Source organism: Candidatus Pantoea communis, assembly GCF_011752685.1.
GTDB classification, from domain to species: domain Bacteria; phylum Pseudomonadota; class Gammaproteobacteria; order Enterobacterales; family Enterobacteriaceae; genus Pantoea; species Pantoea communis.
In genome coordinates this window covers 1-13,371 of sequence record NZ_VWXC01000041.1, presented here as the reverse complement: position 1 = coordinate 13,371, position 13,371 = coordinate 1, and the positions used below count along the sequence as shown (strand labels likewise).

Below are 13,371 nucleotides of genomic sequence, written 5' to 3'. Positions count from 1 at the left end.
TGGAAAGAATGAAGTATGCGTCCGACGTTTCCGACGGATTAAAGCACCCCAGCGCCCTGTAGGCCGTCGTGAGGCTGAATCCGCTCAGCAGCGGCAGCGGCCGCGGCCCGCCGGGCAGCTCTTCCACCCTGAGATAAAGCCCCTGTTCCATCCAGAGCATGCCTACCTCCTCAGCACATCTTCATTCTTCAGTAAAAGTTACGGTGTCGGGTGCCTCCCGATGATTCAGAAAAGCCACAATCCGAATCGCTTCAGTCTATCGTGTACCCTGTGGCTTAGCCCCTCCGCACAGGGGGATTCACCGTGTTCATAGCATAGCAGCCAGTCGGGCTTTGTTTTCTGACATCATAATAAAATAGTCAGACGGGACTCTGTCCCCCTGCTGCAGCCATTCAGTCAGAAATTTTTTAGTTCGTTTTTCTGAACAGAGTCATGAAGTTTGCTGACCATATTAACCTATCAGGAATGGACGTTTGACCCGGTCGGGTGCTTTTATCTGACGACAGCAACATCCGTTTATATGTTTCTGCTGGCCGTTTCGGGAGGTGAATACCTGATCCAGCAAGAATTTTCTCACCGGCCTGTCGCAATTCTTATACGTGTCTACACTCTGATTCGCTTCACCCGCCATTACTTATCTTCAGGCTGTTACTGTAGGCTCCCCTGCCCGGCCTTCCATATGGGAGGTATATCCTGTGCACGATGAGGTATGAATGTAAATTCCCAGTCAGAACCCTGGCTGTCGCAGAAAAGATTGGCAGGAAGGAGTACCGGGTTATCATCCCCAGACAGCACTGGATTAATTAAATACGTATTACACGTTACCGCTCTGACGGCCGTGATTACGCTTTGGAAAAGATTATGCAAAGAGTCACCGCCCTGACATTACTGAAGTACAAGCGCTGGATGGATGCCGGGATGCTCAGCGCCATTGCCGAAACGGACGCGCGCCGTTTCCGCGCTGAACGCCGGGAAATGCTCAGGCTCATGTACCACATGCACGCCACTGACATGCTCATTCGTGCCAACCTGAAGGGGGAAGCGCCATCCCGGCCGAATATCAGACCGCGCAGGCCGCCTGAGCAGGCAGTCCTGGTGCCGTGCATGTTGGCCTGCTCCGGCTGGTTCATTGAATATGCGGCCGGCATGACGGCGGAAGCCTGGGATCGCCCCATCATTTATCAGCGCAGAGACGAAAAGATGGCGCAGACAAGCCCCCTCAGCCTTATCGAGCAGGTGATACTGCATGGTACGCGACACCGCGGCGCGGTGAGCTGGCTTATCAAAGCGTGTGGCATTCAGCCCCCTCAGGACGTGGTGTCACATTTTCTGCGTAAACAGCTGACGTCTTTCGACACAAGGGGCTGAAGGAATGGCGATAATCCCAAAGTTTTGCCGCAAATCCGGCCGTATCGACAAAATCGGGCGAAATAAGGCATGAGGCCTGCTAATCAATTGCTGATGAAATTTCAGCAGAAAAGTTAACGGACTTACATCCGGGGGTTTCCGGATGAGAACATTCCGAAGGCAAGCGGCCTAATCTTAAATAACAATCTTTGTAAATTATAGGGTTACGGATTAGGCAATGCGATGTTAGATTGGAGTGCGACATTAGCAGTGCTTAACCCCACCTCTGCGAGAGAGCGTTGTTCCGGCGTGAACAAAACAGGCCCACTGATACTCATTAAGTGGGCTTTTTTTTGATAAAAATTTTTGCTCATTATGGTCAGTCATTTCAATTTCAATCCCCTCAGTTTCAGTGCCATTCTTCGTCTGCGTCACACAGCAAATAAGCCGTTTTGTCCTTAATCCGGGGTTTTGATGAGTTATATTTTTCACCGCCGCGAGCCGGAAGATAAAAAGATCATTGTGATAAATGAACAATGGCAGATTACATACTGGATGCTCACTTTACAGACTACGCAGGATAAGCTGGTGAAAGCTCTTAAAACGGTGGGCACAGACCCGGAAACCGTTAAGCGCTATCTCCTACACTGAGCTTTCTGACTTACCCACCTCCCGGTGGGTTTTTTATTTATATCGGGCCGCCTGTGAGTGCAGCGTGACTGTACCCGGACACTTCCGGTGACACGCTCTTCGTATTAAGTCAGGCTGGCTGCAAGGGCATTAGCCGGAAGTTGGATCAGAAACAGAGAACTCTGAAATAACAGTTTAACCACAACGCTACTTCCTCTTTGTGCTCAACCCTGCAGGCCAGAATGGTGGGCACCCTCAACTCATGTTTCAGTCGACTCTGTAATTTCTTGCGGCCATCCTGCCGCTTTTTCACTCACGGCCTTATGTTCACAACGAAAGCCTTTTTTATTCCCGCCTGGCATGTCATACGTCGAAATCAGCATTCTTCTGGAAGCAAATGCATTTTAAGGATTCAAAGTACACCGCCTGGACAACCATACCTGCAGACATGGCAGCTAAATGTAATTGATTACGTTTCGATAAAAGCAATCTCAATCGTCAGCCTGATTCAGGTCTTTACGGGCAGGCTGACAGCCGTCGTATCAATGACTGGAACCGAGACACAATATCAGCTGTTTTTTGCGGAAAAAATAACCCTACCGACTATGATGATGAGAGAAACCACAGGTGCAGCGCTGAGAGGATACGACCGCGTCGCATATCATGCGTGAACATACCCCCTGTCTCTGAGTTCGGGTAACGCTGAATATTTTATTCGGGCTTAGAAGAGTCGCCCCTGCTGCTGAAAGCGCTCTGTCTGAGTGCCGTCATAGCGGGAATGCCCGGCACGCTGCTCTCACGCATACTTCGCACATGAGAGTTCATACAGGGTTTTCCGGACGGTCATCGGGACAGTGAAACAACATAATTAAGAAATAATGAAAAAGTGCAGTAATTGCACTTTTTCAGGCTTGTAAAAGGAGAATGCATGACAGGATGGCATCTGAGGCAGTGGCGCAGGAGAATGTTCTGGAGCCGGGATCGCGCGGCGGCAGAGCTCGGCGTGAGCCTGCGTACGTACAAGAGCTATGAAAACGCAGAAGAGATTAAACGCGCGGTGGCCTTGGCAACGGTGACGCTTTCGCTTACCGGGATGATGCCTGCACTTAGGTCTCAGCAGCTGAGCGCAGAACGTCTGCTGCAGCTCCTCGGGGAGATGACGGAAAGCGTCAGTGCGGAAGTCTGACCGGGCCGACGTGAACTGACCGCGGATGAAAAACAGAAAAAAGCGGATAAAAAAATCCCGAGCGGCTGGCCCGGGGGTAACAGGAGTAAGCACTTCCAGTCTGAGGCCGGTGATGTTGGATCCTGAGAGCATGTCAGCTATTGCAATACGTTACATTGGTGTTGGCACGAGGAATAACACACGAGGTAAGCATAGCGCCCGACGCGTTATTTTTTGCCAGGAAGTGTCTGATTTGACGGGGCAAGGTGCCGGTACGGTTACAGTTTATTAAACGCCCTGGTGAAATTGGGGTGAGAAATTCCGTACCGGCACTGTAAAATTTAGCACATTCACTGCGTTCAGGTATCGCGCTCTCCAAGTAACTGAGCACCCTCCCGCCACAACTGCCACATAGCCTGCCTGATGCTCCAGAATCCGGGCGAGTAAAATACACACCCGAGCTTATCTGCCATGGCCGGCGTCACCGGCTTACGATCGCACAATAGTGACCAGACATCCCGATGTGCCGGACCGGATTTGAGGCGAAGTTATTTTACCGTCATGTCATGTTCAGCGAACAGTTAAGCCAGAAATCTGCCGGGCGAGGTGCCGCCATCCATAAAGCCCAGGGGTCCGTTAAGGTCATAGCCCCAGCATAAGAGGATATCGGCAGCCGCACATGTTATGTACCATCGATTATGAGAAATCCGCTGTAATACTTTCGCTTGGGACAGTTGTCAGTTCAACTTGCGGGGAAGGTGAGATAACAGACTGCAGAAACAGAAAGGCCCGGAATAAATCCGGGCCATCTGGTACCAGTGCGGCATCATCCTGACACCTAGCTTGCCGTGTCATTATAGTGGGGTTTAATGGAATAAAATGTCAGGATATAGAAAAGTTTTTCTTCCGGTAAGATTTTAGTATGTTTTAACGCTTTTCTAGGCAGATTTGTACCGCGTTATTCAGGCAAGGCCTGCCCTTTCAATGATTCTACCTGACCGGGAAGATGCCGGTTGTAGCTCTGTTAAGGGCATGAAGGTAAAGGGGATGAGTACGGGATATGTTTCTGAAAAAGCCCGGGCGAGCCCGGGAATAATTCAACGATTCACCTAACCATTTTTGGATCTAAAGACACAGTGCAATAATCATGGCCTGTACGTATCGGGTGTCAAATGAATCTGCAAAATAAATCCGACATTTCACCCCCTTAATGACCGTTATTCTGCGCTTTTACACCCCGCGTTTTCCATGTAAAAACGTCCTAGAGATGCCCGGCCGAATGTTTCAATTTGTTAGTTTTAAAAATAATGCAGATAAATAACCTATATTTTGAGTGTGTATCCGTCAGGCTGGCGGGTAAAACTCACTATGAGCAGACGAAACTAAGGATTAACTATGGTTGATAAATCAGAAATTCTGGACCACGCCCAAGTTGTGGACGTTAACGGTGAACACGTGGGTATCGTTGACCATTTTGAAGGCGATGACAAAATCAAACTGGCAAAAAGTGACCCGGAAGCCGGTGGCCAGCACCACATCATTCCTTTCAGCTGGGTGAAGGATGTTGATGACAATAAAGTGATTCTTTCCAAGTCAAAAGATGAAGTTGAGAGCAAGTGGCAGGCAGTCTGATCAAACAGCCGCGGCAGAGGGCCGCGGCAACCTTTTAACGCTTTATAGTTATTACTGCATAATCCCCGGTACTGAACACATCTTTTTTCTCACGCATTTATATTCTGATGTACCCCCTTAAAATCCGCTATCTGAAACTAATGCTTTATTTTTTGTCCATATGACAGACTTTTCTTCTGGTGGATGCCCTAGTTGCGTCTACTGTGAATCCTGAGGTTGTTATTTTACTGAAAAGACGGATTTGCTGTGTTCTGTCACGACGATGAGAAAGGCCATATCATTATCGGAGAAGCAGCAGTCAGCCGGCCGGTCGCCGGCTAGGACATCTCAGTAGAGCTCCTGATAAAGGGGCTCTCCGCGATGGCTGACGGTGACGCCAGCGATGCGAAGTTTAAGGAAATTTTTGACGCCAGACGCTGGCTCAATTTCGTCAGTACAGCAGTCGCGAGGAGGCTGTGCTGGATGACGATGACGGGTCAGGAAAACTGACGGATAATACAAACAGGAACCCAAACCGACTCCGTTCGTGACACGACGATGTAAGACCAGCCTCGTATCGGGCGCGATCTGCGCGTTCCGGCCGGAGAAACTGTCAGGGACGACCCCTCTGTAGCAATTAAGCTTAACCCACCGCCCCATACCCCTTTGTTTTATAAGTATAAGCATCTTTTGCCAAAAGAATTCGTCACATCCTGCAACATATATCTGTACAGGTTTATAATTTTTGTATAACTTTCCGCGCATAAGCACCCGACCATATTTTAATCGTCCCTTTTACGAGAGAATAATCATGCGCCAGAACAGCCATAAGCCTGATACTGTGGGAGACATTGCCCGTTATTTTACCGAAGCACAGCTTCCCTCGCAGCAGGAAACGCTGGGGCAAATTGTGGTTGAAATTCTTCGCAGCGGCGCCGCCCTGAACCGGCCGGCCATCTGCGCGAAACTGGTTCGCCGGCTGGAGCTGGCGGGCGGAGCGGAAGAAGAACAGCATTACCGTACGCTAATCGGCCTGCTCTTTGGCCGCTAACAGCCGGTCTGAAGTCAAGCTTCAGCATTGCACCGCAGACCTCATTTTATTGTGGATATTAAATCCGGCGCGGACTGCCCGGATGGAACATCTGCCAGCCTCGTAAGCGGCGGCCGGTAATGGATTGTGCCCCTTTACTGACACCCGGAAAGCGGTATGTACAGAAATAAAAGCGAAAAGATGATGGATATTGCTATTGGTGAGGCTGTGGCCGGATTGCTCAGCGAGAATGCGCCGGTGTCCGGCGTAACGCTGGCAGTCAGGCTGATGGAGATGGCAGCCGGCGAAACCCGCCCGGAACGGGCTGAAGCACTCCGGATGGCGCTGGATGAAGTCAATGCCGCATTGCCGGCGACGCGCCAGCTGTTGAATCCCGAACTGCTGTTCCTGACCGAAGACAGGCCGCCTCCGGGCACCCGTCGGCACTGAATACCAGCATTCTCCGTCATGTCACGGAGGCAGGAAGGAGCCTGCAGAGACGGATCGTCACTGGCGATCTCAACCTTGTTTATCCCGGACTATGGGTTATGCAACAGAACACGACAGAAAAAGAAATCTTGCGGGCGCTCAGTGAACGTGGCGACCAGGTGGCCCCTGAAACAGAAGTTATCTGTGTCGTACTCGAAAGCCTTAGGGCCCGGGGTGGACGCGTGCTGCGAAAAGACATCATCCTAGCCCTGATAGCGGAGCTGGAGAGTACTTCAGACGTAGTCAGGCTTGACGTCCTGCGCGGTGCGCTTGAGATCGTGGTGGGCTATCCGCACGACATTGATGATGAATAGTTAACCCTGCCACATTTGACGCCCGAGACGCTTCAACCGTCTGACAACAGCCTGCTCTGCAGGCTTTTTTTCATTTGGTGCCAAGATGCTCAGGCGAACGTAAGCCAGATCGTACCGGGCGAATGTTAAACGCACTGCTTCGTACCAAACCGAGCCGTGACGATGCCCCCTTCATCACAGACAGTGAGATCAGTGGATTCAGTCGCTGTGGTAGGCTGATGATGAACATAGATCGGCAGTGCAGCAGAATGAAGCCCGGCGGCGGAACGCCGGACTGTCTGTGTACAGTCAGGAGGTGCCTCCCCGCGCCACCTGACCCGGTGTCATCATAAGCCCTGTGAAAGAATTTTGCCTGAAATAATATTTTTGCAGCCGCCTCAGCCAGATAAACACTATTCCCGGACAGCGCGTCAGGCTTTCTCTTGCCAGATAAATTCCGCCCAACAATACTGTACACATAACCAGTATTATAGAGAGGAGGATTTATGCGCAATTTACATATAGCATTCACACGTTGCTACAGCCTTGCTAAGAGAGCACGGTTGTGAAACCAGCGGAATATGCACCCGGCCTGACGCTACTCTGGCTCCCCGTGTTCACACCGCGCATACGCGTACCACTTTATGCCGAGCCGTGTGCGGCGGGATTTCCCTCCCCCGCCACCGATTATGTCGAAAAAGAGCTGGATTTGAACGAGCTCTGCATCCGCCGGCGCGCCTACACGTTCTTCGTGCGCGCAAGCGGCAGCAGCATGGAGGGCCTTGGGCTTTATGACGGCGACGTCATGGTGATTGACCGGGCGGAGGAGGCGGCGCACGGTGATATTGTGATGGCTGAGGTGGAAGGTGAGTTTACGATTAAACGCCTGCAGCTGCTCGGCGTGGCCACCTGGGGGGGTTAAAAGCACGCGCGCGGCGGAGGTAACGATGCCGATGTTTGGCCTAGTGAACTCGTTTTACGCCAGTTGTGAAGTACTGTTTCGTCTGGGCCTGCGCGATAAACCAGTTGTGGTGCTGCCGAATAACGACGGCTGCGTGATCGTACGCAGCGCCGGTTATGTGGAATCGAAAATGAAATGACTCAGGCGATCAATTATTAATAACACATGAGTGAAAACTCAGATAAGCATTGTTTCCTGCATATCTGTGACATTTGTCTCAGCTGAAGCTTACTTGTAGTAGGGAACTGGCAATCCAATACGAACAACGTTCTTCCCAAACGGCCCCCTTTTGAAATATCCCGCATGCGGCGCTGAGGCTATAAGGGGGCTACAGGTGATTGCCATTATATGTATAGTCCCTTTAGGGAAGCTCACAAATACTATGGGTATTTAAACAGGAGGCGCTAGTGATTCAATTGCCATTCTCATAGCAAGATGTTCCTCTCCGGTAAGTTCCCTGAATCTGTCCGCTAGTTTGTTAATCTCCGCAACAAGAAGAGGGCGGCTTGTTTCTTCTCCCCTGGCTGCTTTCTGAATAGCCACCTGTCCAATTATCTGGCACGCATCATCGAAGTTTTGTTCCAGTAGTTGGCTCAATACTGACACACTCACCTCTCTTAGTAGGGCGGCACAAGGCCATAACATATTAGGGATTGAATTATTATGTGTAGAAATCCAATTAGAAAAATGAAAAGGTTATGAAAAATTGTGGCATTGTAAAAATTAGAGGGCTAAGCTGGAAGTGTTACGAAAGCCATCGCTTTTCTTATATTTTCCCTCGCCATCCTCCGAAGAGGGATTTTTTTTATAGATAAATTTTTTCACAGGATCACTGAAAGCGGCTAACAAAACTTTCACAAGGGCATCTTCTTTCCTCTTTTTCCTGCATTAGTATCACATGTATCCGGGCACTTTAAATGGGGCCATATAAAATGATTTAAGCAGGAAGTCGTCGGTAGACATTGCCTTGAAGGATAAGTTGCTGCAGTACGGACAGTGCGTTGAGCTCAGAGGCAGGTCAGGGCGTAAACTGCTGCAAACCATCAGATGGGTTAAAAATCTAAGTCGCCGGAATCAATAACCGCAATTATCAGAAAACAAACGCGGCATACCCTCTTCAGAATCGCCAGTATGTATCGCGGACAATTCCAAATAACATAGACGTTAGAAAGCTCGGCATTAAAATGGGCGCGCCGTTGTTTCAGATAAAGATGCAGGATTTTGCAGAATGCGCTCACGTCTTTAGCACTAATTGTGCGCTAAAGTGATATATGAGTATCCATGTGATGTCATGTATGAAAAAATGGTGCCGCGACCAAGGTATATTTAGTAAATGAAGGTTTTTTGATTTTCCTCTTTGGAATTAGAAAACGTCCCAATAAGAATTTTTGAGTAGGATCCGCGCGCATGAAAGGCATGCACCAGCGCCAGGTTTGGGCCAGGCTCTACTCGACTGTACCGTTAACGATGTTAGCGCTGTGGGCTAAAAGGATATTACTAGTTCAGAGCATAACGGGCACTGACAAAGGGCAGTTATGAACGCATTTAAAAATTGTTAACCCAACAGCCCGACGACGAACTTCGTGGGTATTTTTTCAAAATGAAAAAAGGCTGCAGCTTCACGGTGTGTTAACCGCGTTAAGGCACGCAGGACTAACGTAAAATAATTGAAGCTGCAGCCAAGTTGCTTAAATAAAATATGGTACTCGGAATGCAAATACGCTATAGCTGGTATCGTGCGGAGCAAACTGTACCTTTGTAAGGCTTGTAGTAGGAAATGTGCTCTATTTTTACAGAGACCGGCATTATAATTGCCGGTGTGCAAAGTAAAAGCGGTTCGCTACACTACACAGCGTATTAGATAAGCGTATGGGCTTGCATCTTTAATTTGGACCTTAACGCACTCTGCTTATGGGATTTCGCTCCGCGCCTTACTTTCCCGGGTGCTCACCAGTCTTAAATCATTTTTCCGATGAAATATTGGATAGGCTATACTTGTCACCACAAAACTGATAATCCAAGAAATATCCACACCGGGTATTAAATTCGCATAAGGTCCGGAAAAGAACGCATTCTCGACAAAGGGAATTTGCACAATAATTCCGGCGAAGTAGACCAGCAATGCCTGAGTATTCAGCAATCCATAACGTCCGCCGTCTGCACGAAATATCGCTTCAACGTCATACTTTTGCTTATTCACATAATAAAAATCCAGTAGATTAACCACAATCCACGGAATCAATACCGCAATCAATGCCAGAATCAAGTTAATAAAGAACGAAACAAAGTTCTGCGAGGCCGCCAGCGCGACTAACACGCTTCCCACTAATACCAGTGATGAGACCACTAAACGCACTGCGGCACCCGGCGTCCAGTGTGGACGGAACGTTTGCACAGCTGTAATGAGTGATAATACCGCGCCATACAGATTCATTGAGTTGTGGCAGATAATATTGACCAGGAACAGCACCATCAGAATAGGGCCGAGCCAGCCAGTGGCGTGGCGCACTGACATCATCGCATCACTTGTCGGTGCGATATTGACGGCCATCATGCCGAAGATAAAGGCCAGAATTGTACCGCCGCAGGCGCCTAAGTAAGTGGCTATAAACGGGCGTGCGATACCGACATTGGCGGGCAGATAGCGCGAGTAGTCAGAGGTATAGGGAGAGAAACTGATTTGCCATACCGCACCTATGCAGAAAGTGCCAAACCACCCTGCTGCACTCATGCTGCCGCGAGACCAAAAGTCTGCGGGTAAAGGTTGTGACACCATCAGCGCCAGGCCCAAAATCAGCGCCGCACCCATGATCCATGCACCGACTTTATTGATGCGATGGATAAAATGATAACCGACGATACCAATGGCGGTGGCAAGAATAGCGCCAACGACCGTGGCACTGCTTACCGGCATCGACGGAAAGACGTTGTTGATGACTTTACCGGATAGCGAAATATTCGAGATAAAGAACCCGAGATAAATCACCGTCGTAAAGCTAATCACCAGCAGCGAACCGTAGCGACCAAATTGCGCGCGGCTCTGCACCATTTGTGGAATGCCGACTTTGGGCCCTTGCGCAGAGGTTAACGCAAGGAAGATCCCGCCAAACAGATGACCGGCAATAATCGCGGTTAATGCGGAAATAACATTCAGATGAAACGTTTCGGTGGCAATCGCGCCGCTGACTACCGCCAACGGTGCAATGTTGGTACAGAACCACAAGGTAAATAAACTGTGCGATTTACCGTGGCGTTCCGATTCCGGGACATAATCCACTGACTTATTTTCTATAATTTGACTCTGACGTGGTTGTGTATTCACCATACCCTCCAATTCTCAAAATGGGATTGTTTTTTAATGTGGGTAAATCCTTCCTCGCGAAAAAAAGCCACAGCCATCCCGACGAATGGTTTTTCGTCTTCTTATTAAAGAATGGGCGGTAAGACTCCCGGTGCTATTTAATGCTTAACAACTGTACCTGTGACGGTCGTCATAAATAACGACGCTGAAAATTCCAACGTTATTTCTGGTAGAGTGCGCATTGATAAATGCAAACCAGATTCCCGCAGGTGCGCATGTCAGCGCACCTTAACCCATCAGCGCATAATAAAGGGATCGCTAATCGGCTCATCGCTGGTTCGCAGCCAGACAGTTTTCGTCGTGGTGTATTCCAGCGCCGCGTCAATGCCGCCTTCGCGACCAAAGCCGGACTTACCGTAGCCGCCAAATGGCGCCAGCGGTGAAACCACGCGATAAGTATTCAGCCACACCACGCCGCTGCGCAACTTACGCGTGACACGATGGGCGCGAGTCAGGTTCTGGGTGAATACGCCGGCGGCCAGGCCATATTCCGTGCCATTTGCCAGACGAATCGCTTCGGATTCATCTTTAAACGTAAGTACTGACAGCACCGGTCCAAATAATTCCTGCACCACGCTTTCTGCATTCGGTACGGCGCTGCAATCGAGAATGGTAGGCGGATAATAGAAACCAGGGCGATCAATCGGCTGATTGCCGATCACCAGACGCGCGCCCTGCTCGATGCTGCGACTCACTACCTGCTCGATATTGCTTTTCTGCCGCTCGGTACAAAGTGGGCCAAACTGGGTTTCCTGCTGCTGCGGGCAGCCAATCACAATCCCGCGCACTTTGCTGGTGAGCTTTTCAATAAAGGCATCTTTAATCTGCTCATCCACCAACAGACGCGATCCCGCCACACAGCTCTGTCCTGAGGCAGAGAAGATCGCCGCCACCTGCGCATTGGCTGCACTGTCTAAATCAGCATCAGCAAACACAATAAACGGGGATTTACCGCCTAATTCCAGGGAGGTACTGGCCAGGTTTTCCGCGCTGTTGCGAATGATGTGACGTGCCGTATCTGCGCCACCAGTAAAGGCAATGTGATCAATCAGCGGATGCTGTGTCAGCACCGTGCCACATCCTTCAGCAAATCCAGTGATCACGTTGATCACGCCAGCCGGGAAACCGGCCTCATGCACCAACTCCGCAAAGGCCAGTAGTGGCGTCGGGGCAACTTCTGCCGCTTTCACCACCACCGTACAACCGGCCGCGATGGTAGGCCCGATTTTCACCGCGGAGAGAAACAGCTGACTGTTCCAGGGAATAATGGCCGCAACCACCCCCACCGGTTCGCGTTTGATCCAGGTTTCCATATCGGCTTTGTCGATGCTGAGCGTGGCGCCGTCCATCTTGTCGGCCAGTCCGGCATAGAAGCGATAGTATTCCGCCACGTAGGCTATCTGCGCCTGAGTTTCACGGATGATTTTGCCGGTATCGAGCGTTTCCAGACGTGCCAACTTCGGCGCGTCGCGTTCAATCAAATCCGCCAGCTTCAACAGCAATTTGCCGCGCGCACCGGCGGTTAATCCACGCCACACGTCAGATTCAAAAGCACGAGCCGCCGCCTGGACCGCGCGGTCGGTTTGCTCGCTGCGCGCTTCGGCTATATTGGCCCACGGCTCAGCGGTGGCCGGGTTCAGCGAGGTAAAAGTCGCTGCGCCCGCGTCAAATAGGCCATCGATGTAGAGTTTGAAGGATTCCATGACGTCTCCGCTTAGTGAAATGCAGGTGCAACGTGTTGAATAAAGCGTTCCAGCGAGGCTTTTTTGCGCTCGAAGGTCATACCGCTGTCCAGCCACAATGCGTACTCATCGTAGCCCATCGCCTCATAGTTTTTCAGCCGCGCGATCACCTGGTCAGGATTACCGATCGCCAGGTTTTTTCGCATACCTTCCACGCTGTAATAGGTGTTCGCCGCGATCTCTTCTTCCGTCAGCGGCTTAATCAGGCCTTGCTCCACCGGGCGCTCATTCTTGAACCAGGCGCCGAAGTAGTTATAAAAACGATTGAGCTCAACAGCGGCTTGCTGCGCATCAGCCTCATCCTCGGCGACGAATCCATGCTGCAGCAGCATGATCTTCAGTGGCTGATCGGGTGCGTATTCACGGCAGGCATCTTTAAAGGTGGTGATCAGACGTGTGATCTCCTCTTCCCCCTGATGCAACGGCGTACACTGCACGTTGCAACCGTTCTTCACCGCAAACTCATGACTGTTCGGATCGCGGGCGGCGACCCAGATTGGCGGATGAGGCTGCTGTTTAGGCTGCGGCGATGACGTCGTAGACGGGAAATTCCAGAACTCACCCTTGTGTTCGTAATCCCCTTTCCACAACGCTTTCACTGCCGGAACCAGTTCACGCATACGCTGGCCCGCTTCCCAGGCATCCATTCCCGGCATCAGACGCTCGTATTCATAGGAGTACGCACCGCGTGCAATCCCGAGATCCAGACGCCCTTTGGTGATCAAGTCCGTCATTGCCGCTT

At 50.5% G+C, this 13,371-nt stretch carries 10 protein-coding genes and 2 pseudogenes; 9 read left to right on the top strand and 3 right to left on the bottom strand.

Annotated elements, in window-relative coordinates; all coding sequences use genetic code 11:
* Positions 1 to 849 precede the first annotated feature (849 nt).
* The 9 genes and pseudogenes from F3J37_RS27265 to F3J37_RS27225 all read left to right on the top strand — a co-directional run.
* Positions 850 to 1,368 (top strand): DinB family protein, encoded by a 519-nt coding sequence (locus F3J37_RS27265; RefSeq protein WP_155288020.1) that lies wholly within the window; start codon positions 850 to 852, stop codon positions 1,366 to 1,368.
* Positions 1,369 to 1,821: 453 nt separating this feature from the next.
* A complete protein-coding gene (locus F3J37_RS27260) occupies positions 1,822 to 1,998 on the top strand; it encodes a DUF3606 domain-containing protein (protein ID WP_072050593.1) in 177 nt (58 codons plus the stop codon).
* Positions 1,999 to 2,905: 907 nt separating this feature from the next.
* Positions 2,906 to 3,163, top strand: a complete 258-nt coding sequence (locus tag F3J37_RS27255; protein ID WP_034827606.1) for a hypothetical protein — start codon at positions 2,906 to 2,908, stop codon at positions 3,161 to 3,163.
* Positions 3,164 to 4,537: 1,374 nt separating this feature from the next.
* Entirely contained in the window at positions 4,538 to 4,774 is a 237-nt protein-coding gene (locus tag F3J37_RS27250; protein ID WP_034827608.1) for a DUF2171 domain-containing protein, read from the top strand.
* Positions 4,775 to 5,564: 790 nt separating this feature from the next.
* Positions 5,565 to 5,804, top strand: coding sequence for a regulatory protein YcgZ (gene ycgZ / locus F3J37_RS27245; protein WP_034827610.1), 240 nt, complete (start codon positions 5,565 to 5,567; stop codon positions 5,802 to 5,804).
* Between the two features lie 156 nt (positions 5,805 to 5,960).
* A complete protein-coding gene (locus F3J37_RS27240; RefSeq protein ID WP_034827611.1) occupies positions 5,961 to 6,233 on the top strand; it encodes a hypothetical protein in 273 nt (90 codons plus the stop codon).
* Between the two features lie 98 nt (positions 6,234 to 6,331).
* Positions 6,332 to 6,586, top strand: a complete 255-nt coding sequence (locus tag F3J37_RS27235) for a biofilm development regulator YmgB/AriR family protein (RefSeq protein WP_166936736.1) — start codon at positions 6,332 to 6,334, stop codon at positions 6,584 to 6,586.
* Between the two features lie 571 nt (positions 6,587 to 7,157).
* Positions 7,158 to 7,460 (top strand): annotated as a pseudogene (umuD, locus tag F3J37_RS27230) (translesion error-prone DNA polymerase V autoproteolytic subunit); the annotation flags it as partial.
* Positions 7,461 to 7,518: 58 nt separating this feature from the next.
* A pseudogene (locus F3J37_RS27225) lies at positions 7,519 to 7,638 on the top strand (Y-family DNA polymerase); the annotation flags it as partial.
* A gap of 1,797 nt (positions 7,639 to 9,435) precedes the next feature.
* Here F3J37_RS27225 and F3J37_RS27220 read toward each other — a convergent pair.
* The 3 genes from F3J37_RS27220 to F3J37_RS27210 form a co-directional block, all read right to left on the bottom strand.
* Positions 9,436 to 10,848, bottom strand: a complete 1,413-nt coding sequence (locus F3J37_RS27220; RefSeq protein ID WP_034827675.1) for a purine-cytosine permease family protein — start codon at positions 10,846 to 10,848, stop codon at positions 9,436 to 9,438.
* A 275-nt stretch (positions 10,849 to 11,123) separates the two neighbouring features.
* Positions 11,124 to 12,590 (bottom strand): aldehyde dehydrogenase, encoded by a 1,467-nt coding sequence (locus F3J37_RS27215; RefSeq protein ID WP_034827617.1) that lies wholly within the window; start codon positions 12,588 to 12,590, stop codon positions 11,124 to 11,126.
* Positions 12,591 to 12,601: 11 nt separating this feature from the next.
* Positions 12,602 to 13,371: LLM class flavin-dependent oxidoreductase (locus F3J37_RS27210; RefSeq protein ID WP_166936734.1), on the bottom strand; the 770-nt coding region annotated here is incomplete at its 5' end.